General features: G+C 45.2%; 18 protein-coding genes. 6 read left to right on the plus strand and 12 right to left on the minus strand.

Features of this window, described 5'->3' with window-relative positions; all coding sequences use genetic code 11:
* Positions 1–67: 67 nt before the first annotated feature.
* Entirely contained in the window at positions 68–3,166 is a 3,099-nt protein-coding gene (locus tag ACQZ43_RS14615) for a SusC/RagA family TonB-linked outer membrane protein (RefSeq protein WP_430613425.1), read from the minus strand.
* Between the two features lie 847 nt (positions 3,167–4,013).
* Between ACQZ43_RS14615 and ACQZ43_RS14620 the strand changes: the two genes are divergently transcribed.
* On the plus strand, positions 4,014–4,748 hold the full coding sequence (locus tag ACQZ43_RS14620; RefSeq protein WP_430613426.1) for a dienelactone hydrolase family protein: 735 nt from the start codon (positions 4,014–4,016) through the stop codon (positions 4,746–4,748).
* A gap of 415 nt (positions 4,749–5,163) precedes the next feature.
* Positions 5,164–6,183: a helix-turn-helix domain-containing protein gene (locus ACQZ43_RS14625; RefSeq protein WP_430613427.1), complete on the plus strand. Its 1,020-nt coding sequence runs from the start codon at positions 5,164–5,166 to the stop codon at positions 6,181–6,183.
* Between the two features lie 28 nt (positions 6,184–6,211).
* Here the strand turns inward: ACQZ43_RS14625 and ACQZ43_RS14630 are convergent, their stop codons facing one another.
* From ACQZ43_RS14630 to ACQZ43_RS14665, 8 genes are all read right to left on the minus strand, one after another.
* Complete coding sequence (locus tag ACQZ43_RS14630; RefSeq protein WP_430613428.1) at positions 6,212–7,420, minus strand: MFS transporter; 1,209 nt, start codon at positions 7,418–7,420, stop codon at positions 6,212–6,214.
* Between the two features lie 5 nt (positions 7,421–7,425).
* Positions 7,426–8,589, minus strand: a complete 1,164-nt coding sequence (locus ACQZ43_RS14635; RefSeq protein WP_430613429.1) for a hypothetical protein — start codon at positions 8,587–8,589, stop codon at positions 7,426–7,428.
* Between the two features lie 11 nt (positions 8,590–8,600).
* The gene (locus ACQZ43_RS14640; protein WP_430613430.1) at positions 8,601–11,123 is read right to left on the minus strand and encodes an acyl-CoA reductase; all 2,523 of its coding nucleotides are present in this window, start codon (positions 11,121–11,123) and stop codon (positions 8,601–8,603) included.
* Positions 11,120–12,601 (minus strand): GNAT family N-acetyltransferase, encoded by a 1,482-nt coding sequence (locus ACQZ43_RS14645; protein WP_430613431.1) that lies wholly within the window; start codon positions 12,599–12,601, stop codon positions 11,120–11,122. Before ACQZ43_RS14645 ends, ACQZ43_RS14640 begins: the two co-directional genes overlap by 4 nt.
* Positions 12,594–14,486 (minus strand): SpoIIE family protein phosphatase, encoded by a 1,893-nt coding sequence (locus tag ACQZ43_RS14650; RefSeq protein WP_430613432.1) that lies wholly within the window; start codon positions 14,484–14,486, stop codon positions 12,594–12,596. The genes ACQZ43_RS14645 and ACQZ43_RS14650 overlap by 8 nt, the downstream gene beginning before the upstream one ends.
* Positions 14,487–14,888, minus strand: coding sequence for an ATP-binding protein (locus tag ACQZ43_RS14655; protein ID WP_430613434.1), 402 nt, complete (start codon positions 14,886–14,888; stop codon positions 14,487–14,489).
* Position 14,889: 1 nt separating this feature from the next.
* Positions 14,890–15,183, minus strand: a complete 294-nt coding sequence (locus ACQZ43_RS14660; RefSeq protein ID WP_430613435.1) for an STAS domain-containing protein — start codon at positions 15,181–15,183, stop codon at positions 14,890–14,892.
* Between the two features lie 615 nt (positions 15,184–15,798).
* Entirely contained in the window at positions 15,799–16,401 is a 603-nt protein-coding gene (locus ACQZ43_RS14665) for an outer membrane beta-barrel protein (protein ID WP_430613436.1), read from the minus strand.
* A 271-nt stretch (positions 16,402–16,672) separates the two neighbouring features.
* Between ACQZ43_RS14665 and ACQZ43_RS14670 the strand changes: the two genes are divergently transcribed.
* A complete protein-coding gene (locus ACQZ43_RS14670) occupies positions 16,673–17,239 on the plus strand; it encodes a DUF6642 family protein (protein WP_430613437.1) in 567 nt (188 codons plus the stop codon).
* A gap of 317 nt (positions 17,240–17,556) precedes the next feature.
* On the plus strand, positions 17,557–18,999 hold the full coding sequence (locus ACQZ43_RS14675; protein ID WP_430613438.1) for a glycosyltransferase: 1,443 nt from the start codon (positions 17,557–17,559) through the stop codon (positions 18,997–18,999).
* Between the two features lie 198 nt (positions 19,000–19,197).
* Here ACQZ43_RS14675 and ACQZ43_RS14680 read toward each other — a convergent pair whose 3' ends face one another.
* The gene (locus ACQZ43_RS14680; RefSeq protein WP_430613439.1) at positions 19,198–20,373 is read right to left on the minus strand and encodes a hypothetical protein; all 1,176 of its coding nucleotides are present in this window, start codon (positions 20,371–20,373) and stop codon (positions 19,198–19,200) included.
* A gap of 561 nt (positions 20,374–20,934) precedes the next feature.
* On the opposite strand from ACQZ43_RS14680, the gene ACQZ43_RS14685 reads away from it, so the two are divergent.
* Positions 20,935–21,354 (plus strand): DUF1090 family protein, encoded by a 420-nt coding sequence (locus ACQZ43_RS14685; RefSeq protein WP_430613440.1) that lies wholly within the window; start codon positions 20,935–20,937, stop codon positions 21,352–21,354.
* A gap of 102 nt (positions 21,355–21,456) precedes the next feature.
* Here the strand turns inward: ACQZ43_RS14685 and ACQZ43_RS14690 are convergent, their stop codons facing one another.
* The gene (locus tag ACQZ43_RS14690) at positions 21,457–21,912 is read right to left on the minus strand and encodes an SRPBCC family protein (RefSeq protein ID WP_430613441.1); all 456 of its coding nucleotides are present in this window, start codon (positions 21,910–21,912) and stop codon (positions 21,457–21,459) included.
* A 131-nt stretch (positions 21,913–22,043) separates the two neighbouring features.
* Entirely contained in the window at positions 22,044–22,658 is a 615-nt protein-coding gene (locus tag ACQZ43_RS14695; protein ID WP_430613442.1) for a helix-turn-helix transcriptional regulator, read from the minus strand.
* 407 nt (positions 22,659–23,065) lie between these two features.
* Between ACQZ43_RS14695 and ACQZ43_RS14700 the strand changes: the two genes are divergently transcribed.
* On the plus strand, positions 23,066–24,184 hold the full coding sequence (locus tag ACQZ43_RS14700) for an efflux RND transporter periplasmic adaptor subunit (RefSeq protein WP_430613443.1): 1,119 nt from the start codon (positions 23,066–23,068) through the stop codon (positions 24,182–24,184).
* Positions 24,185–24,194: the final 10 nt, after the last annotated feature.

Consider the following 24,194-nt stretch of genomic DNA (forward strand, 5'->3'; position numbering starts at 1 on the left):
ATGTTTGCCCTTTGTCGAATTTTTCCTAAACGGCGTTCATTCTCACAAAGGGTCTGTTTGTATTTTTTTATAATTTTACGTTTACGCCTACCGAAATGGTTTTCATGGAAGGGTATCTGTAGTAGGTGGTTCCATCGAAATTTTGTTCGGGATCCAAACCTTGCTCCGTGGTAAAAGTCAGTAGGTTTTCTGCTTGTAGGTAAATACTCGCTCGTTCTAACTTCACTTTTTGCAACCAATTTTGCGGCAGGTTATACGATAGAGTCACCGTTTTTAATTTCAAATACGAACGGTCGACCAAAAAGCGATCCGACTGACTTAACCAAGAACTCTTGGGGTCAGTAGTTAATCGCGGTACATCGGTGTTGGGATTGTCCGGCGTCCAGCGGTCCAACATATCCGTGCTCCACGTTCTTCCCTCTGCACCTAAATGCTGGAGACTTTGCTTGTCGCCATTGTATATTTTACCCCCTATGGAATAGGTAAATAAAGCCGATAACTCAAATCCTTTATACGACAAATCCGATTGAAATCCACCGCTTAAATCCGGTAGCGAATTACCGCTTTTTACTTTGTCTGTCTCTTTGGTTGATGCGTAGTCTTCTGTAATTACCTTCGTCCCATCTGCCTCGTATCGGTACCATTGGGCATTTCCATTTTGTGGATTTACGCCTGCCCATTCTACCAAATAGAAATCGTATAAAGAACCGCCTTCTACCCACTTCTTCGCTCCACTCCACATTTCTGCAGAGGGCAGGGAAACTATTTTATTTTTGTAGGTGGTGGCGTTTAAGGAAAGTCTCCAATTCCAATCGGGAGTAGCAATCGGTGTTCCCTCTAAGGTGAATTCAAAACCGTAATTTTTAATCGCACCGATGTTCTGACTGGTCGATGAGAATCCCGTTGACGGCACTAAGGATTTATTAAACAATAGATCTTTGGATTTGCGTTCGAAATACTCGACTGTTCCGGTTAATCGATTGTTAAACAAGCCGTAGTCCAGTCCGATGTTTAGATTTAGATTGGTTTCCCAGCTTAAATTGGGTGTTGCCAAACGCGAAGCGACCAAACCGGATTCGCCCAAGTTGTTTTGAATGGCATATAGAGCCTGATACGCATAGTAACCGATGTTGTCGTTCCCCTGTGCTCCGTAACTCATCTTGAGGGATAAATTGGACAATCCCTTATCTCTGATACGCTGAATAAAGTCTTCCTCTATAATTCTCCACGAGGCGCCCACCGACCAGAATGTCCCCCAGCGGTTGTCGGGATGAAATCGAGATGAGCCGTCGGAACGCACCGAACCGGATAGGAAGTATTTTTTGTCTAACGCATATTCGACATTACCGAAAAAACTCAACAGCTTGTACTCATCGCTGTTTCCTTGAAAGGCACTCAATACCGAAGCGGCATCGGGTTCATAAAATCCTCCGGTTATCAATTTCTCTCTTGTTCCTCCAAAATTGGAGGTATTGTAGCTGTAAAACTCCTGTCCTACTAACGCACTAATGCTGTTGCGATTGTTGATGTCTTTGCTGTAGTTGAGGACGTTGTTAAAGGTCATCCCCAAGGTGCGCACATTGGATTTGGAAACACTTCCGCCGTTTAGCGCATCGGGACCGTAATTTGGATTGCTGTAATTATGCTCGAAACGGCTGTTGTAATCGACGTTTAACGAGGTTTTAAATTTTAAGTTTTCCAAGATTTTAATCTCTGCAAAGGTTCTCACCGAAGCGGCATCTTGTTTGATTTCGTTTTTATCGTGAGGCATGGATCCGACCAAATTGTATTTGGCATAGGAAGTAGCTCTGTAATTTCCGTAATCGAAGATTCGCTGTCCGGTGTTGGGGTCGATTAAATAAGCACCGTTTTGGAGGTTGCGCTCGTAAATCGGATAAAACGACGGAACACCGCGACTAAAACCGATCACATTGGAAATGGCCGAGTCGTCTTGTTTGGGATAATTTTGTATCGAATGTGTTCCCGACACGTTTAAACCCACTTGCAACCAATCTTTGATGTCGGACGTTAAATTGGTTCGGAAATTATATCTTTTAAATCCGGATTCCACAACGGCACCTTGATCGTCTAAATAGCCACCCGATATAAAATATCTGGAGTTTTCACCGCCGCCACTCACTCGTACATTGATTTCTTTGTAATGCGCACTTTGAGATAAAGCATCGCGCCAATCGTCGTTCCACAGCGGTGCTATACCGGGGATTAATTTACCGTCTAATCCAACGGGTTGTGGGTTGTCGGTTCCGTAGGGATTGATTCCGATACGGCCTACGATGTTTTCCGAGGCATATTGAGCAGCCTGAGCTGGGGTAAATTGATTGTCTAAGCGGTTGTTGCGCAGGGCTTCCCAATAGAGTTCAAAATACTGGTTGGTATTGAGTTGGTCGTAATCGCGTCGGGCTAGGCTAGAAAAGCCGTATTTCGAGGTGATTTCCATCGTAGTTGGACTGTTCTTACGCCCTTGTTTGGTGGTTACCATAATCACGCCATTGGCCGCTCTGGATCCGTATAAGGTTGCCGAAGCGGCGTCTTTTAAAACGCTAATCGATTCAATATCCGATGCGGCTATCGACGATAAAGTTCCGTCATACGGAACCCCGTCTACCACGTAAAGCGGCGAACTCGACGCGTTCACCGAGCCAATACCGCGAATTCTAATCGTGGCCTCCGAACCGGGTTGCCCGCTGGAAGAGAAAGATTGTAATCCGGCTACCGTTCCCTGCAGCGCTTTGGTCAGATTGCTGACTTGTGCTTTTTCAATATTGGCACCACTTACTATACCCACCGATCCGGTAAAGGTCGATTTCTTGGCGGTTCCATACGGTATCGTAATCAATACCTCCTCCAATTCTTCGGAAGCGGTTTTTAGGGAAATCGAAATGTTTGAACGTCCGTTTACCGGTTCATTCAGGGTTTGATATCCGAGATAAGAAAAGACGATGCTGCCCTTTGCATCTACTCGAATTTGATATTGACCGTCTAAATCAGTCATGGTCGCCGTGTCTGGCAAACCTCCTACAAAAACCGTAACTCCGGGAAGCGGTCCTTGATTATCGCTAACGACTCCGCTAACGACTAATTCTTGAGCGAATAAGCCGCTTGAAAACAGCCCGCTCCACAATAATAACATATAAAGTTTGTTCATAAAAAACAGTTGATAACAACAGTCCTAGCCAAAAGCCAAGCGCTGTTCGGATTAAAAAGACCTGTATAAGGCATCGATAAAAAAATAAGGGTCATGTACTCCCGCTAGACTTACTTGAGGAGCAAAGAAAATTGTGCTACAGGCAACACATGTATGGGCAAGCCAACACGGCCTGGTTTGACATTGATTTTGTCGATGGTTTTTTTCCATCAAACTTTAAAGAAATGACTGCTACACTTAAATCAATTGTGCTCATAATCGTTTACATTTAATTAAAATGTTCTGTAAGGCATCTACTGCCTCCTTTAGAACAAGACAAATGTAGCCGATGCGCACTTTTAAAATATACCATAAATATGGTATATTTACGTCCTGCTATAAAACGCAAAAAACGGATGTCCCAAGACCTCCGTTTGACGTTTGATTTTTCGTTGTTATCGAGACCGCAGCTGTTCGTTAATTCAAGCGGTTAGGCTCTTTTTATACACCGCCGTATCCCTGGCGAATTGCTCCTGCTCGAATTACTCGCTAGTGTTTTCCAATATGCTCCTTCTACAGCCCTATTAGCTCAGAATCAACAGCCGTGCGAAAAAAATGTTTTCATCCTATTTGCTTTGCGAATTCGCTGGCACAGCGCTACTGCGCGACTTCTCTTCGTCACTACTAACCCTGTTTCGCAAGGCCTAGCGATTTGTAAAAGTATAAAAACCAGCGCACAGTTGGCAGCTTGTTTATGAGCGTTTCGCCCCTTTAGTCGCTTTTATTTTTAAAAAGCGCGTACAAACTCCGTTTTTTATGAATAGCTTTACAGGAATACGCTGTTGCTAACCCTTAAAATCGCTTACTGATGAAATCGAAATTGCTACTGATATTCCCCTTGATAATTACGGGTATGCACGCCCAGTTAAAACCGCTAACCTATAACGACGGTTCCCAAAAACTACAGGGTCTAATTACCGCCAACGTACAAAAAAACCAGTCTGCGGTTTTGATACTGCCCGCTTGGATGGGCATTGATGACGAGGCGAAGCAAGCCGCTTTAGATTTGGAGAAACAGGGCTATGCCGCGTTTATAGCCGACATCTACGGTGAGGGAAACCTGCCGACTAATGCCAAGGAAGCTGCTGCGATTGCAACATTTTACAAAACCGACTATCAAGCCTACCAGCACCGCATCAAACTGGCCTTGGAGGCCTTGATTGCCACGGGTGTTAATCGGGATAAAATTGCCGTAATCGGCTATTGTTTTGGAGGTACAGGCGCCTTGGAGGCGGCTCGCGCACCACTGCACGTTAGTGGTGTGGTTTGTATACACGGCGGATTGGCCAAGGATGCCAAGCGTTCTAACGGACCTATTGCAACCAAGGTCTTGGTAGAGCATCCGGCAGCGGATGCCTCTGTAAGTGCCGCAGACCTCAACCAGCTGCTCGAGGAGATGAATCAAGGCAAAGCCGATTGGCAACTGATTACCTACGCCCAGGCCAAGCACACTTTTACCAATCCAAAATCGGCCGATTACAATGAAGTCATGGCCAAACGCGCTTGGCAACACACGCTGTTGTTTTTAAAAGAAATTCTTTAACACTCCAAAAAGCACTGTGTTTTTATCGGTATAAAGCTTGTGAAATTGCTGGCTATTGCGGCAGTTTAGACACGAGGACAAACGATATTATGGTTTGCTTTCAAAGAATACGACGACGGCCTCGATCAAAGGTGTTTTTCACACCTATTGCACTAAAAAACGACGTAAAACATTCTCAATTTGCGATAAATATTTCTAAATATACCGCAGCCTTGCGAAATTCGATTTGTTTACGCCCTTAAAATCACTATTACTCAGTGCGCTAGGTGGATTTGGGTTGCCGTCGGCTTATTTTCTTTTTAACGGAGCATCCTTTGCAATTTAAACACATTTTTTTTAACTTCCCCCGTCACGAATACCTTGGATTTAGCAGGTGAAAATCAACTAAATCGACGAGCTGTTTAAAAGTAAAAACATGAGTTTACCGAGAATTGAGGACCTTTCTAAACATCCCTTTACCTCTTTTGAAGCTACAGAAGTTTCGCATCTTTTTAAGTTTTCTGCTCCCCTGTTGGGAGAAGGACTCATGGGTTTTGGTGCTCCGATAAGCGGTACCAACCTGTTGTACATTCGCTGCAAACCCGAATCGGCTTTTGGACTGGCATATAAAGAGGCCAAACCCAATCAGGTTTCCTTAAATTACCTGCTGGAAGCCAAAAAGTACTTTACGGCCATCGCTGGAGAAAACGGCAATGAAGAGAGTTTTTCTGCGGGAACCGTTTTGGTCGATGCGACGAATTTTGACTACAAATGGATGAAGTTTGAGCCCGACCACACCTACGAATGGGTGAGTATCTTTTTGGAAAAAAAGGTTTATGAGCACTATTTCGATCGCTTTATGGAAGGCTATGCGGAGGAATTAAAAGAGAAAAGCCATAAAATCATCTATACCGACAACCGGGCTGGCATACAAATTCCCTTTGACGTACGTCAGGAACACGTGATTCGGCAGATGATCAATTGTCCGTTTGACGGGAATTTTAGAACGATTTTTCTCGAGCTCAAAATGACCGAGTTGCTGCTGTATTACTTTCACAATTTGATTTCGGCCAATTTTAATTTCCTCGAAGAAAACAACACCATAGTATCGGACGACAAGGTTCAAATTATTGCGATTAAAAATCATATAGACGAGCATATCGATCGCGATTTTAATATACAGGAATTACAGGACATCAGCCGTTTAAGCGAATACCGAATCAAGTATTACTTTAAACAGATCTACGGAATTTCCATCGGCCGCTATTACCGCAAAAAGCGCTTAAATCACGCTTTTATTCAAATACTCAACGAGAATGAAAGCATCAAAAACCTGGCGCATACCTGCGGTTATAATTCTACTCAGGCTTTTTCAAGGGCCTTTTATCAAGAATTCAACGTACGTCCCTCGGAGGTGCGCACGGGATTCACCCCGGTTAAGGATTTTAACTCGTAGTCGACTCCTTAACTACGCGGTTAGCTAGTTAGTGTTGTGTATGCAAACGGGGAATCGTCAAAAACAGCAGTCCCAAAACCGCTATACCCATACCGGAAATCCAAAACAACTGCGCGATGGAAATCACGTCAGAAAGCAGGCCCACAGCCAAGTAACTAACGGGTAAACAGGCGTAAACCACCGTGTAGAGCACGGCAAAAAACCGGCCTTTAATCTCCGGAGGAACGGCGTGCTGAAACAGCGTCATCGCCAGCGTATTGGTAAAGGACAACAGCATACCAATACCCATGAGCAACAGCATAATGGGAGTGATTTGACCGGAAAATCCCAGGGCTAAAAATCCGCTTCCCATCAAGAGATTGGCGGCAAAAAGCTTGATATACGCCTTTTTTTGTGCTTTTTTAAAGCTCAAATACACCGTCATCAGCACCGCTCCTCCCGCCAAAGCGGCTTCGCATAAAGCCAAAACGGAAATATCTTCAAACAGGATTTCTTTGACCAACAAGGGCAATAGCAACAACAAGGGTGCAAAAAACAAATTGAGCAGCGAAAACAACAGCAACAGCGACAAGATCGGTCTGTTTTGTCTCAAAAAGCGAAATCCTTCGCGAAACTGTTTCTCAAATGCCTCCCGCTTGCCCGAGGGATTCAGCGGGGTTTTTATCGGCAATAAAAAGCAAAGCGACAGCAGATAAGATAAGGCATTGCACAAGAAAGCGCCTTCTATTCCAATCCAGTGAATCAGCACACTACCGAGTAATGCACCTAAAACCACGGCCAATTGCGTTACGGTTCCCAATAGCGAAACCGCCGCCGCCGTATGGGCTACATCGGTTAATGGGGTTATTGAGGCTTGAGCCGCAGTATCGAATAAGGGACCGGTCACTGCGGTAAAAAACGTTATCAGATAGAGCAGCGGAAGACTCAATTGATCGGCGACTAGCAAGTATGTCAGCAATCCGACCAAGAGCGCGCGAATCACATCGGCGACGAGCATGGCGTGTCGCTTGTTGATGCGGTCGGTTAAGGTGCCCAACAGCGGTCCGAACAAGACTACGGGTACCACTTGAATCACCATCAACAAAGCCAAGTGCCATTTGCCGTTTTCCAGCGAAGTCGACAGCAACCACCAAATCAAGGCTAGGGTATAAAACTTATCGCCTATGCTGGAAATCAGTCGCGCAATAAAGAGTCGCCTAAAGTCAGGAAACTGCAATAATACATGTTTGTCCGTCATCGTTCTTAGCGTTGAAGTAGTTCTGAAGCGGCAATAGCGCAGCTCTTGTTTTTCGATGTGCCCGCACGTCCAACTATGGTGACATAGGGCGTTGGTATACCGCAGGGACAATCACTGCCTGGATGCAGGCTGATCAGATCGCCCATCAAAATCGAATGCGACGGCATGGAAGTAATGATCGGCGAAATCAATTGAGCAAAGCCGACCTCATTGTAATTCAAGGGTTTTAGGGTTTGCACATCTCTGACGATCACGCGTTCATAAGTGGGCAGGTGAAGCCGGTGATGAGCGCATTCTACATAGGAAATCGGATGCTCTACCGAACCGTATTTATCGCGTATATTCTCCAGTGGAATTCCAAAAAATTCGTGTATTTTTTGGTAAAACTCCGCCTTGGGAATCTCTTTGTCGGCGTGGTTTTTCCAACCTCCACCAAAAAGACAACGCGAATCTGCAGACAGGGGCAGGCTGGTATATCCCAACTGCTGCAACCGTTCCATGGCGAAATTCAAAAATGCGGCAAATCCCAAAAAGCGCACCGGTAGCCCTGCTGCTTGGTATTGCAACAGCCGGTCTACCACGCCAAAGGCATCGAAATCGTGTCCGGAAGTTCCGTTGTGTCGCAGCGCATAGTGCACTTGATTGGCCGGCGCGTATTTCATCATCTTTTGGTTGGTCGTAGCCGTTCCGCTTTTTAAACCTTGAAAGGGCTCAAAGTTAAACACGAGGTAATTGCAAGGCTGTGCGCTGATGTAGCCCTGTGCGAGCTGACTCACGTCGGAGATATAAAAAACGGCTTCGTTGGTCCAATGATCCAAATGGTGTTGCGACCGCTGTCCCGTAGTTCCCGAAGAAGTGACGTGCAAAGCGATGTCTTCTTGGGCAGCCGTGGTTACCACATGTGTTTTAAAGTAATTGGCATGCAAAAACGGCAGCCGCTCCAAATCGTCTATACCTTGTAAATCTTCGGGTTTAAATCCGTAGTGATTGAGATACTTTGCATAGAAGGGATTCTGATCTCGGTGCCACAGCAAGAGCTCGCGCAAAGCTTTGACATAAAGGGCGTCTGTCTGCGCAAACGGCAAGTAGGGTTCTCGTTGCAGCAATTCCCAGATGTGCTGCATCTTGGCGGGATTGGGCAGTATATTTTCAAGGTGAGGTTGATACATAGTCTGTTCTTTTAATCTTGGGTTCTTAAATCAATCAGGGTTCTAACCTTGCCGCTGGCTGGGGCTATCTCAAAAATAGCCGTGGAGCCGATTTCGATATGCAACTGCACATTTCGCTGTTCTACGGCCCATTTTAAATCGGCATAATGTTCCAATAACAATTGGGAAACCCGTTGTGCGTCGAGGCCAAGGGTGTCCAACAAGCGAAGGGTGATGCAATCTGCCTCGGCTGTACTGCTCGTAATGAGCAACTGTACCTCATCGCCGTACTTGGCGTGTTGCGTCAGTATTTGATGAATCACGCGGTAATTGATAAACTTGGCTCCGCAGCGAATCAGATCGCCGTGACGGCCCATCAATCGAAATTTCGGAGTCCGGTGTCCGCACGGGCAAGGGGTCGTTACCCATTGCGCCAAATCACCGATGTCGTAGCGCTTTAACTCAGGGTCGCGTATGCTCTTTTTCGTAATCAGCAAACGCCCCACCTCACGGTCGCGAACGGGTTCGGCGCTGTTCATAGCCACGATTTCCACCTCGAGTACCCGTGTGGGTACGTGAAATTCGCCGTTATTACAGTGTTGACAGGCATAGCCATTCATCAAGGCATCGTTACTGGCATAAACCGGAGAAAAAATCGATTGAAAGCCAAATTCGGATTTAAACCATTGCTGTTGTGCATCGGACATCAGCTCGCCTCCGTAGACCAGCTTTTCAAAACCTTTGTAGGTGCGCAACAGCGCATGCTGCTCTCGAAACAACTTTCGAAGCAAGGAAGGCATACCCATGATCACATTGGGTTGGAGTAAGATGATGTTTTCGGCCAGGGTTTGGGTATCCAAATGCGCTCCTAGAGCTAAGGTGGCTGCTCCAAGTTGTTCCAAGGCCTTTTGGGTAGCGATAAACCCACCGTATAAATTTCCGGCAGAGTACATATTGGCGCAGCAATCGGTTGCGCGAATGCCTCCTATAAAATAGGAGTCTGCCATAATTTTAATCTGTGCGTCCCAATCTTCCCAGGAGTACCCCGCCACTTTGGTTTGCCCCGAACTGCCGCCGCTTTTTAAAAACAGCTTTGCCGCGGTATGGCGTTCTTGTTGGCGTTGCTCTTTGGTGGTAATAGAAACAGCGGTCTGGGAGTTCACTGCGGTATGTGGAGCCAGATACGACAAACTCGGCAGCCCCGCCGTCATTGACTCTCCCAGTCGAACCGCCACCCTTTTGGTATACTGCTGTAAGGCATACACCGCATCGTGGGGTTCTCCGATATAGGATTCGTGCTGTTTGCCCATTTCCGTTATGCGTTGTACCCCTGCTTTTAGCAATAGGTCCGAAATTTCATAAGCGCTTTTTAAATCAGAGGAAGCCAAACCGCAGGTCTGTAAATACAGGTTAAACGGACGCAGCACGCCAATGATCTCCCGCCGCTTAATCGGTTTTACCCAGATGGTTCGAAACAAGGGCGACGGTTGTAAACTGCTGCGGTGGTCGATCAATACCCTATAAGAATGATCGGCGGGCTGATGTACCTTTCCTCCCTTTTCTGCTATAGTAGCTTGGTGCAAGTGCACGGCGGTGGTGATCTCCGCTTGCTCTGCCATACTGGGCAATTGCAGGGGATACTGCTCCGTAGCGCTTTGCAAGGCCACATCGAGCAAGGCGCCAAAGGCCTCGAGTTGCTCCTCGCTTTCCACTTCCACCAACACGCATTGCGGACTGGTACACGCTTGCTGATTACGCTTGCAGATATCCGCTGCCAAGGCGGCGATCGCCTCCCGATTAGCTGCACTTCCCCGGTCGAAATACGCAAAGCTGATCTTATGTCCCCATGCCACTACCCGAACGTGGGCAGCACAGCTTTGCTTTACGTTTTTTACCGCTTCTTCACCACCCCAAACGCAAACGACATCTGCTAATTTTGTCAGTTCATTTATCCAAGCGGTGTTTGCCGAGGGGATTTCGAAAACATAAACGAATTTTTTGAGTATGCCCGTCACATCGCTGTCGATCAAAGCCTTCATAAAAAGTCCGGTAAAACAACCGTTTCTAGCGGTGTTTTTTAAGACGTTGATATTGCCCGCCATCAAGCCCTCCAACAAGCTTAGCACCGGTACTTGCAAGGCATTGCCCGGCACTATATGCACTTGTATACCCAAGGGTTTCCAAGCTTCGTACTCGGCCGTTGCATAGGTTCTTCGCTGCAACTCAAACGGATGGTGGGAGCCCAAATCGGCCTTTAATCGAGCCAAGATGTTTTCCTTACTCATAAAGTGACAAATGCCGCGCACTAAGGCGGTGGCACTGTCCATAGACTGCCCCTGCTCTACCAAAGCCCGGTATAATTCCGGTCTGGATCCAGCTTCTATTTGGGCGATCAAAGCCGTACATGCCCCTATCAGTATGTCTGTGGGCAATTCCTCAGCGATATCGGCCAATACTGCCGCACCGAGCTCGTATATCTTAACCCCCAGATCGGTCTCGCTTATAAAGCGGTCCTGCCAAAGGTTTCTATAGGTCTGATTTGATGGGTTTTTCATAATTGATGGGTTTTACACGAATTGAATTGTTGTTGTATAAAATGCAGTATCGGTTGCCCTTGCGGCAAAACGGATATTTGCTCTAAATGAGCATCGATTCCGTTGAGGTAAACCAGTATGGCAAAGTCGCTCTTTACACCTCCGGGCAATATGCCCACCAGCTTAAAGCCGCCTTGCTCGGCCGTGTCTATCAATAGAGGCGCCGACTTTTGAGTCAGATCGACAAACAACTCCAAGACTTCAAGGCGTTCCTTGCGCGCGCGCTGTAGCAAACCTTCGATATGCGTTTGCAGTTCGGCACCGCAGTGGGAAAAGCTGACCTTTGCCATTTTTAAATGGGGATAGATCGAAAAACTGTAGGCGGTTGCCGCACTCAAACCCTCGGCGCTAGACTGCTGAAAAATCAGTGTGCGCGCTGTGCCCAAGTCGCGATAGCGGTCCGACAAAAACGCGACATAGCGCTGGGGAACATAATTTGCACGCGCGGTCGAATTAAAAACCGAAGTCACGATCAGTACACCGGTTCTGGTCTGTTTGGATTCTTGTATTTTTTTAAAGCTGATATCGTCTGGGGCATAGGCTGGCATCAAGGCTGTCGGGAGCATGCCCAAGCGCAAGGGATACGATTGCGAATAGGTATGCGCGGTTATACACTGTCCAAAAAGGGCGGTAAAACCCGCATTTTGCGCTGCTGTAAAAGCCTTGTCCATCAATCGGGAAAACACGGCACCACCGCGATGCTGTTGCTTGGTCATGGCCAATCCGACCTCGCAGATACTCGTATCGGCATCGAAGGGCACCAGTCCCACATGTCCCACAACCTCGCCACTTTGGGTAACTGCAACAAAAGAGATCAGCTCGCCACTTTCGTTGAGCAATCGGATGCGCTCGGGAAAATAAAGATGTTCATAGGCATAGGTATACCCATACGACTCATAGGCACATCGGCTGATGTCGACCGCATCGTCGGGTTTAAAAGCCCTAAAGCTATAGACCACCTCCGACGCAAGCTCAGTATCACTGGCAACTGCTAGGGGTTGTGGCGGTAATTCCGTGAGCGGTTGGGTAAAATAATGAGTGAGCGTCATCTTTTTACCGCCTTTGCCCAAATTTTCGAAGGCCACTTTATCGAGTAATTTTCCGATGACATATTGACCCAGACCGCTATAGCTGTCGTTGTACATTGCCTCGGGAATGCGGTGTTCGTAAGGCGTACCCTGATCGACGATAGCCAGCTCAATTCCGTAAGCTTTAACGGTGTACTGTACGGTAAAATGGGCGTTTTCCGCTACTGTAAAAGCGTGTTGGATAACGTTGGCCAAGGCCTCTTCCACCGCCATTTCGATGTGCTGGCACTGAGCGGCGGTAAAGGGGTGTTTTTCTATTAAATCGCGAATAAACACCATGACCGATGGAAGTAATTCCAAGCGGTTGGGCAGTTTTAATTCGATGAGCGGCGCTGCGATTAACTTAGTCATTGGCTGGGGTATTAGTAAATTCAAAAATCAAAAAAGTAATATCGTCAAAGAGTTCTTTGGGATTGGTAAAGGATAAAACCGCCGTTTTCAACTGCGGAGCGAGGGTTTTCGCGCGAAAATCCCGGGCCAATTGGGCCTGAAGTCGCCCTTTGCCATAGAAGTTGCCGCTGCTATCCGCTGCGTCGAGCAGTCCGTCGGTATACACAAATAGGGTTGTCGCTGTCGCGCTAAACTGAAAGTGCGCATTGGTATATTGCGCCGCTTCGACAATTCCCAGTGCGGGAGCCTTGGCAACGGGTAAGAGTTGGGGTTCGGCCTGGGGTCCCAAGATATAGGGAGCTTCGTGTCCGGCACTGCTGTAGGTCATGCTGCCGGTTTGCAAGTTGACATAGGCACAAAAAACCGTTGCAAACATGCAGTGGTGGTTGTTGAGCGCCAGTTCGCCGTTGAGCCTTTCGAGCAAGCGAGCAGGACAGGAATTAAAGGGGGTATGCGCGCGCAAATACGCCCGTAAACTCGCCATGTACAAAGCTGCAGCTACGCCCTTTCCGGAGACATCACCGATGAAAAGACAGATGTTTTGGGAATCAATCGCAAAATAATCGTACATATCCCCGCCGACTTCCCGAGCAGAGGCCAAAAAAGAATGCAGCTCGTAATGGGGAAAAGCACAGTGCAACGGCCAGTGATTGGGCAACAATCCCTGTTGAATTTCGTGGCCGAGTTCCAATTCCTTCTCGAGCCGCTCCTTGGCGGCTGTGGTTTCAAATATCGTTTTTATGTGTTGCTGTATACGTTGGGTCATACCGGCAAATGACTGGGCCAATTGTCCAATTTCATCACGCCGTTTTTGATAGGGTATCTCTGCGGACAAGTCGCCCGTACCCATTTTAGCGATAACTGCGGTCAAGCGCGACAAGGGCTGGGTAATGGAATTGCTCGTAAAAAAAATTCCGAGTATCATCAAAACCAATCCCAAGCCAAAGGCGGCCGTTATCAGCTGGGTTTGCCGCGCTATAGGCGCCAGAACCTGACGCTCGGAAAACGCCATGCCCAATTGCCATTTTAAATTTTTAAAAGCGACCAAAATCAGGTATTGCTTGTCTTTTAAATCGGTACTTTCCCTCAGTATATTGGCACTTTTAAGTCCCGAAGAAAACGGGGATACGCGATACTGAGGAAGGCCGTAGACCGACTCTACCCTGGTCTTTAACACATATTCTTTATTCGGATGTGCGATAAAGGTATTGCTCCTTATATCGGATATAAATGCCGTGCTGTAGCTGTCGTTGATCGTCTTGTTGTTGATCAGGCTATTGAGCCAAACCAACGAGAGGTCGCCGGTGATTACAAATGCCAATTGCCCCTGCGCATCAAAGATCGGCAGCGAATAGGTCGTCATCAACACTTCGCCTCCAAAACGATCGTGATACGGACTGCTCCACTGTTCTTTTCCCGTGCTCGTCGGCACTTTAAACCAAGCCTGTTCCCTGTAGTTATAGTGGGAATCCAAAGCGAGATTCTTGCTTTTTATCCGGCCATTTTCCATCCAAACATAATGGGCCTGTTGGTTGGGTGTGGCCACGCACATGCCGTAAATTTCGCCTTCATTGCCCTTTAAAACCGATTCGAGCAGTTGTAAAACCTCGGCTGGCTTGGGATTAAAATACTGAATCGCCAAAGCGGTATTTTGAACGATCTCTTCTACGATATACTGCTTGCCCTCTGCTTTAGAGGTGAGTTGTTGCGCGGTAAGTTCGATGCTGTGAATGGTTTTTTTTTGAAGTTGTTCCGAGGACACCCGAGTGATGTACACATAGATAACGGTGTATATAATCCCCAAACAGAGACTCAAAATTAGCGTGTATTTTGTTTTTATATTCACCTACTGAGCTATTAAAAATATCGTTCTATTTTTATCTTGTACACGTTGGTAACTGACGTTATCGACCAAGGACCGAATCAGGGGAATTCCCAAGCCTCCTACTTTTCTCCTTTCAATTTCCGAAGTCGAAAACACTATGGGTATGGTGGTAAAGTCAAATGCCCACGTATTGTCTTCGATCTCTAACCGCCAATGATTCGCTATCCGTGTCAATTGAATTTCCACCTGTATGTCGAGACTTTGCTGTGCGTGGTTAAACAAATTGGACAAAAACTCGTCGGCGATTAACAACAGATGGTGTAAGCTTCGCCTGCTGATTTGCAAACCATGGCTATAGGCTTCTATGGTCGTTAATGCAGCGCTAACCTCCTCAACGCGGTTGATTTGTATCCGCAACTCCATGCTACACTATGGTAAATAAAGGAGTGAATCCCGTGATATCCAATACTTCTCGCAGGTCGTCCTGCAAGTTTTTTAATTGTAATTTGGCCTGTTGTTGTTGGGCCTTTTTTGCCGTAATCAACAGCACGCGCAAACCCGCACTTGAAATATACGTGGTGGCGTTAAAATCGATTACCAAATCAAAAGCACCTTCGGTATAGGGAGCCAAAGCCCTTTCAAATTCACCGGCGTGTAGGGTATCTATTTTTCCCGTTGGAAAAACCGTGATTTGGCTGCCGTTCTTATCTATTTCCATATCTTTTAGGGGTCGGTTTATATACTTCTAATAGAAAACTACTTTTTCTGAAGACGAAAAAGTAGTTTCTACCCCGTACTCGCTGGGAATAAGGGAATTTAAAAAGTGGTTTTAAATGGTTTTTAGCGCCTTTTAAGCGCGATGGTCTGTGTCTGGACGACCAGGGCCACGGGAGAATCTTCATCGATGTCATCGCCTATGTAATTCCCTCTTCGTCCTTAAAAACAATTTTCAATGGGTCCTGGTTTGTCAAGCTAAAAATGGCAAGCGCGATTTCGGGTACCTTGCCTTCGTTGCTGAGGAAAATGATTTAATCGCCCTTTAAAACGTAGGGCCTCTTTTGTACCAGGGGCGCTTTCTGATTTTCTACCTCAGCGCCGTCCTTGCCAAAAAACTAATCCATATCATGTAAGGCGTCCGACTTCTCAATCTCTTGGGAATTCAGCGGTGTACCGTAGTCGACCGTGGTCTTTTCCCTGCGCCAAATGCCTTATAAGGCCGTTGCCGGATTGGCATTGTCGTCCCTTTTATGGCAAGAAACCGCAGCGAAAAGCACGAGGACAAATGGGAGTATCCATTTTTTCACATGCCTAAAAAGTTTATAAAAGCGGCTGATTAGTCGAAGTTATAAGAAACACCTACCGTAGCAATTCCCTTATAACCATAGCCAGCATTGGCAAATACCGCAAATTTATCTCCATAAGAGAAGCCGATTCCATCGATTTGAAAAGCGAATTCCGTGCTGCTGTTGCTCTCGTTAAGCGTTCCGCTTGTCAGTTTGGCATTTAAAAAAGCCGCTCCTATGCCCACACCGGAGTACAAACGCATTTTTTCCTTGTTGATGTAGTTGTATTTAGCCTCTGCCATCACTGTGATTACCGAGGTTTTTAACTCGCTTTTCTCTCTGGTAAACAAGGCGTACGATTCGCCTTTTAGAGACTCATAGCCCACTACACCACCTACTTCAATCTTGGGTGATATAGCAGTGCTGTATCCCAATAAAAACACCCCTGCACTTTCCGTAGAATTGAGATCGCCCTGAAAAGCACTCATGGCACTCATCGAAAAATCGACGGCATTATCCAGGGTTTCCTGATGCGTTTGCGTACCGTAAGCCACATAAATTCTAGATTTTTTCTGCGCTTTTACCTCTGCTGTTGCGAATAGTAAAAGGATTAAGCTTAAAATTGCCAAACCGTTTGCGTTTAATTTTTTCATAAAATGTATATTAGATTATTTAGGACAAATATATCGCGGTCAACATTTCGAACTGTTACCATTTTCTGAGTTTGTTGTACCATTTTCGACGGCTCCACCATCAAAATTACCGGTCGACCCTAAGGACGCTCGATTCTAACCCAATAAAGTCCCACTCAAGCAGCTGTTGCTAAGGCGCTAACGCTCCTACAGGTGGAAGGCAAAATTAATCGGCCTTATTTCCGGGAGGTATCACTATCTTTATCCCTTTAAAAAACACTCAAGATTCTCGATGTATTTACCCAACGAAAACGCTAAAATATTTTGTTTAGAAGGGGTTTCAGATGTGGAGTTGGATACGACAAGCCAACTGTTTCCGCGTTTAGAACACCTGGCACTGCGCTATGGAATTACCAATGTGTACAAATCCTGCGACAGTATAGAAAACTTTGAAGAAAGCCTTCATATACTGCTGTATCAAGATCGGAATTTTCGCGACTACGAAATACTCTACTTTGCTTTTAAGGGGTATGAAAACATCGTAGAAATAGACCGGTACACCTATTCACTGGAAGAGATAGCCTTGCTGTTTGAAGGAAAATTAACCGATAAAATCATCCATTTTACCAACGCGAAAACACTGGATATCGATACGGAAACCGCACAAGATTTTTTAAACATCAGCGGTGCCAAAGCCCTATCGGGCTATACGCATTCCTCTCTGATTTCCAGTGCACTACTCGACACTCGTTTTTTCGCTTTATATCAGGAAATAGACGATTTACCACAACTGGTGGAGGCCTTGTTTGAGGAAAACTACGCTTTGTGCAACCGTTTGGGGTTTCAATTGCATTATTGAGCAAACCTCGACTTTAGCATCCTATCCAATTGGCGCATCGGCCAGTTTTACGCCCAATCGTTGCCGCAATTTGTTGCTCAATTCTACAATATGTAGTCTTTAATCTCTTAAAAAACTCCAAAACAGTACTAAAATGACGCGGCACACTAATTGAACATTACATTACGCAATACCGTGACAAAGTATTCACTATTTTAACTTTCTTCCATTTTCCTTAAAAAAACGACTGGTAAGGCGGAGGCAGTTAACTAAGGCGATAGCGAATTTTACTCACCTAAAGGTTTTGCAACAGTAATAACAACCAAATGCCTTAGAAGATGAAAACACCCAATCAAAATACTACAGCGGTCAAAATCGCTGTTTCCAATACCGAATTTCCCACCCAGCTCCGAGATCACAAACCGCTATTAGGTCGCAAATCACCGATACCGTTGAAAGGCAAGGATTACTTGATACTCATCGGCACTTTCGTGTTGCTTTTTGGCGCTATTTTCCTGGTGTACCAACTGCAACCGAGCTTTCAACGCATTCATTTAGAACGCATGAAAACCAGTTGGGGACCAACACTAATGGTGCTAACCGCTGTATTACTCGCCTCTCAAGTGGCCTTCCTATTGTATATCTTTTTTCTATACCTGCGCTATCGCCCGGTGGCTGCCGTCTCCGACGACTTGCTCCCGAGCTGTACCATTATAGTACCCGCTTATAACGAGGGAAAACTGGTTTTGGAAACCTTGAGAAGTCTGGCAGCGAGCAATTATCCCACAGACAAAATACAGTTGATTTCCATCGACGACGGAAGTAAAGACGATACTTGGGAATGGATGCTCCGGGCTAAAAAAGAATTGGGTGATCGACTAGCCATTTACCAACAACCTTGTAATTTGGGAAAAAGACACGCCTTATACCGCGGTTTTAAACTGGGACAAGGCGAGGTTTTCATTACTGTAGATAGCGATTCCATCGTCAAGAAAGATACGCTGCGCAACTTGGTGAGTCCTTTTGTAACCGACGAAAATTGTGGTGCTGTTGGCGGAAACGTGCGCGTGCTCAACAATAAAAAAGCGCTGATACCGAGAATGCTCAATGTTAGTTTTGTGTTTAGCTTCGAGTTTATACGCTCGGCACAAAGCGTATTGGGTACGGTTTTATGTACGCCAGGAGCCTTAGCCGCCTACAAGAAGGAAGCGGTGATGAATTGCCTGGAGGACTGGATGAACCAGACTTTTATGGGTCAACCTACCGACATAGGTGAAGATCGCGCCATGACTAATATGATTTTAAAACAAGGTTATAAGGTTCTTTTTCAACGCGATGCACTCGTATTGACCAATATACCCGAAAACTATACCAGTCTCTATAAGATGTTTATCCGTTGGGAACGCAGTAATGTACGCGAAAATATCATGATGAGTAAGTTTGCCTTTAAAAACTTTAGAAAAGGTCCAAAAACCGGCTCTAGAATTTTATTAATCAATCAATGGATCAAGGTGATTATGGCCTATCCGATGATAGCCCTGATGTTGTTTTTTGTCTTTACACATCCGATTTTGTTCTTAAGCGCTGCTTTGTTGAGTATTTTTATATTCTCTAGTGTTCAGGTGATCTTCTATTCCAAGAGATATACCATCATCGAATCCTTTTGGGTGTATCCATACAGCATATTTTATACGTTTACCCTGTTTTGGATCACGCCTTATGCCATCGCTACCGCTAATAAGCGCGGTTGGCTGACGCGCGGTTTACCACAGAAAAATTAAGTAATAAAGGCGCTCTAGGGCGCCTTTGTTTTTATAGTAAAAATACCGTGTGCATAGCAACGCTGATTTGTTGAAATCCATTATTTCTAGAAAAGCAATAAATGGTTTAACGCATCACGTTCACGACAAAAAAAAGCTTTCTAACCGTTTTTTATCCTGCCATACGGTTTGATGTGCACAACAACAAACTAATTACCTTCACTTTAACTGATCAAAGGAATGCAACGGACGTTGGAGTTCTGCGGTCAATTCTTCGGTTAAATTGGCTTTATTGAGTCCGACGGTATCCAATACCGTCCACAAATCGGCTTTGGACTGGAGTATTTCAAAGAGCTTTTGCTTGCCGTAAAGTCGAACGGTACGTTCGCAGACCACTGCGGGAATCAAATAGGCAATGGCCGTTTCTCCCTCATAATCATAGGAAATATAGGGATTGGTAAAGTCTTCAGCTTGGAAGTTCGGATAATATTCAGCGACAAATTTCTTAAACTTAGCGCGGTGCCAAGCGTAGTCATAGGCTCCACTACCTCCGATATACGTCGCTAGGCCCTCGTTGAAAAACGGAGCACTATCCGGGTATAAATGGGCATTGTACTGATGTACGATTTCGTGTGTATAGTATTCGGAATTGTTTCCGGACAAAACGATATTTCCCTTTTCGGCCATACCGCCGTTCTCACTGATATACATAATCGGCGAATAGTCGTACCCCTTTACTTCCATCAGTTCCTTGGGGTTGATACAGGAATAATACGCGATGGGAATGGCTTGGGTATCGTAAAACTGCAGTAGCTTAGTTATTTCTAGCTGTTGTCGATGCATTTCCGCTTCATCAGCCGTTTTAAGCGGTGAAATCTTATAGGTAATACTCCCGCGCTGCAAGGTTTGCCAATCTTGTACATAATGACTCATATACTTGCTAAACACCATACCACTTTCGCGCTTTTCTGCAATCAAATTATAAATCGCCTTAACGGTCTGTTGCCCTTCAAGCGGTCTGCTTCCGATAAAGGCCAATTTGACCATCCAGCGTTCTGTATTTTTAATTTTGACCAACCCCATAAGGCTAGGGCGATAAAAATTTTTGTCGCCATTGCCGTCGTCTTCAATTTTATAAAGATCCAAATACGGATATACATACTGTTTAAAATCGGATTCCAACCAATGGGCATTTTGACAAAGCGACTGGTCCTTGGTGTTCAAAAAACCCTCTAAGGCACTGATGATTAAGGCGTGATCGGCCGTTTTAACATCGACCACCTCCGAAACAAGCAGCCGTTTCGAATCGGCTAAACAGTTCGCGGCCGAATCTATATGTTTGCGATTGCAAGCGCCTACTATTAAAAATACGCATAAAAGCCCTATATTTCTCATCGTTTGTTCCTTTCTCTGTTAACGGCTAATCTAAAGCAACTTTTAGAGGTTTAAGTGCCATTTGACTTTTATTTATAAATTTTGTACATCATTTAAAAAGGATTAGCTGTTACAGCTACAAATATGAATCCTTTCTTTGAAAAACACCAACTCGAACCAAAGGCCCAAACAGGGTTGTTGTCCACCCCAAACCACTCCCACGCACCGCTTTTAAGCGCTGGTAAGACCGCGATCAACTGCACTGTGCCTCCATAGAAATCTTTCCCTTGCCCACTTTTTAAATTCGGCGTATTCAACACTAGAAGCGCGAAATCAAACCGTATAGAAATAACAAAAATCCTCCGGATTGGGTTCCTCTAAAAAACGGTTTAAAAAATATGTGCAAGTCCATATTCCGGGTGTTTTCACATTTTGAATATAGAATACTGGCATACTTTATGCGTCTACGGTATCATAATTTATTATTGAGATAATACTCATTTTAGATTCATTACTATTTTTTTTGTGTTATTTTAAGGATATCAATTAGAATACACCATTAACCTTTAAAACGTTTTATTTATGACTTTACGAGTTAGAACTACATTAATCCTCTTTTTCGCCTTTGCGGTAGCGGGTTTTGCACAAAACAATTGTCGGGATTTAAAAGGATGTGAGCGCAAATTATGTGAGCTACAAGTGAAATTAGAATACGCGAAGAAAAACGGGAGAACGGGACAGATTCGCGGATTGGAAAACGCTATTTACAACCTGCAACAAAAATGCAATTCCGGAACATACAAAGGTCACGGTGCCTATGCGGCCGATTTGGATAAAAAAATTCGCGATAAGGAAGAAAAGGTAAAAGAAAGAACGGAAGAACTCAACGAGGCCGTCCGAGAAAATCAGAAAAAGGAAAAAATCGATAAGAGAAGGCGCAAATTGGAAGCGGCCAAAGCCGAATTGGAAGCGGCTAAAAAAGAATCCATTACGCTGAGTTAAACAATCAATTAACGAGGACTGTACCGTTTTGGGCAGTCCTTTTATCGTTTAAAACAATTGCAGCTAGCGATTATACTTCATAGAACAGCGGCTATTTTTCGATTATGAGAATCGCTGTTTCAGTTTGATGCGCCGGTATTCGAATATGTGTTCGATTTTCTTTTTGACCAAAATGCGGTGCGCTAGGGTTCCTAGCAAGCCAAAGGGAAGTTCGTAATCGATGACGTCTGTCATCAATACGCCGTCGGCATTGGATTCGAAAAGGTGGTGGTGCGACCACAGTTTATAGGGACCTTTGTTTTGAAAATCGGTAAAACTCTTTTGGTCGTCGACTTGGATAATTTCCGTTTGCCACTTTAGGGGAATGTGAAACAACGGAGAAACGGTATAATCGATTTTCATGCCTTCGTATATCGCGTCGTCTTCAAAGGAAGTCAGTACGGTAAAATTCATATCTGGCGGGGTAATTTCCGAAAGATTATGAGCCGACGAGAAAAAAGCCCACGCTTCGGCCAGACTACAGGCCAGTTGTTGCGTGGTTTTAAAGGTATATACCATCTTAATGTTTTTTTAAAGGTAATTTCTTTTTCCATATAGTGGTTGTTTTTTTGCAAAAAACAACACTTACCCTCAAAACGCCATCGTTTTCAGGGCTAATGAATCCAAAAACATCTCAAAAACACCTGATTTTAGTTGGGTATAATTCGATACGCACAACGTCTGGCTCCGGAAATGATGTGATCGGTGCGTTTGACCGTAACCGCATCGCCTAAAACCGATTGGAAAACTTGCAGTTCGGAGGCACAAAAACCCTGGCATATCGTTGCCGCTGCACAGATGGGGCAATGATTTTCCACCAGCAAATAGCCGTCTTCCTCTTTGGAATATTCGGCCATATACCCTTCTCTACTTCGGATCTCGGTCAGTCGCTCAATCTTGCCTTCCAAGCCGATTAGCGGATCAATCTCCTCGTGATAGCGTTGCTTGCCCACAGCTTCGTTGATGTCTATAACGCTCTGCATCGCCGCTTCGCCCATAGAGTCTCTAATAATCTTAATCAGCTTTACCGTCAATTCGGCATGGGTATTTGGAAATTTGCTGTTTCCAAATTCCGAAATCGTATAAAACTTCTGAGGACGCCCCACGCCTTTGGATTCCTTTTCCACTTCGATCAGGCCTTCTTCCAAAAACTTGACCAACTGCAATCGAACCCCTTCCTTGGTTATCTTCAATTCGTTAGCGATGTCAAGAGCTGTTAAAGGCCCCCGCATTTTCAGTAACATCAATATTCGGTTAGTTGTCATAAAATAATAAAACAAGTTTTTTGTTGTTTTATTATGTAAAAGTACTACTTTTGTTCGACTAATCAAACAGTTATTTTTCGGACTAGGTTCGAGTTCTTTTCGCGTTTGATAAACCTTTTAAAGAATTGTAATAATTATTTTTATGTTGTTAGAAACACTTAAAATACCTCATTCCATGCCTTTAGCCCTCCTCGTATATTTTATTGTTATACGAATAGTTCCGTTTTGGAACATACTTAAGAGGCGCTAGTGCGGCTGCAATAATTTTCAAACTACCAAGATTAATCACTATCCCCAACGCAATCAGCTTTGAACGGGGAGCGGAATTCCCATGTCTAAAAAGACCCTGTGTTTTCGTTAAAACACTCAAAGCTATATCCCTTACTGTTTCATTAAAAATCACACTTATGAAAACACACCTAACTTACCTTTTATTGCTCCTAGTTTTAGGATATACATCCTGCGATTCCAAAAACAACAGCGGATCTGCAGCAGCTCCGTCTTATCCCGTACAGCGTTTAGCTGCGGAGAAAACCACGCTTTACCTCGAATACCCCGCTACTTTAGAAGGGGTAGAAACCGTAGAAATCCGATCAAAAATCGATGGATATATCGAAGAGGTCTTCGTAGAAGAAGGCAGTGTGGTACAAGCGGGGCAGAAATTATTTAAAATAGATGCCAACCGTTATTTACAAGACGTCAATCAGCGTCGAGCGGCCGTACTGGCGGTCGAAGCGGCCTTGGAAACCGCGAGTCTGCAAGTGTTGCGCACCGCGGCTTTGGTCGATAAAAACATCGTAAATTCCTTCGAGCTCACCACGGCGAAAAATTTGGAACGCGTAAAAAAGGCCGAGCTAAACCAGGCTCAAGCCGCCTTGTCCGACGCCCAATCGCAATTGGCTTTTACGCAAATCGTCAGTCCTATTTCGGGCGTGGTGGGTCGTTTGCCTTTAAAGAAGGGCAGCTTGGTCAGCAGCAGCTCGGAACTCGCGCTCACGACAGTGGCCAACACCAGTGCGGTATACGCCCATTTTTCGCTGAGTCAAAAGCAGTTAAACGGCTTTTTAAATCAATATAGCGGAAAAGATTTGGCGGAAAAACTAAAAAACATGCCCGAGATTTCGCTGATTACCGCAAACGGACAAACCTACGCGCTTAGCGGTCGAATTCAGAGTCTTAGCGGCGTGTTACAAGCCCAAACCGGTTCTGCCAACTTTAGAGCGCTATTTCCCAATCCAACAGGGGTTTTGTGGAGCGGCGCTAGTGCTACACTACAAATTCCCACCGCGGTAGACCAAGCCATATTGCTGCCCAAAAAAGCGGTTTTCGAAATTCAAGGCCGCTATTTTGTCTATAGAGTCGATGCGCAAAACAAGGCGATGCACACAGAGGTTCAGCTGTTGCCCATGGCCTTGGAGCAAACTTATGTGGTGAATAGCGGCTTGTCCGCAGGCGATATCGTCGTAGTCGACGGCTTAGGCACGCTGAGAAATGAGATGCAAATAGCCCCCAAACCGATTAATTAATACAGCAGCA

This window comes from Flavobacterium sp. JP2137 (assembly GCF_050562195.1).
Classification (GTDB): domain Bacteria; phylum Bacteroidota; class Bacteroidia; order Flavobacteriales; family Flavobacteriaceae; genus Flavobacterium.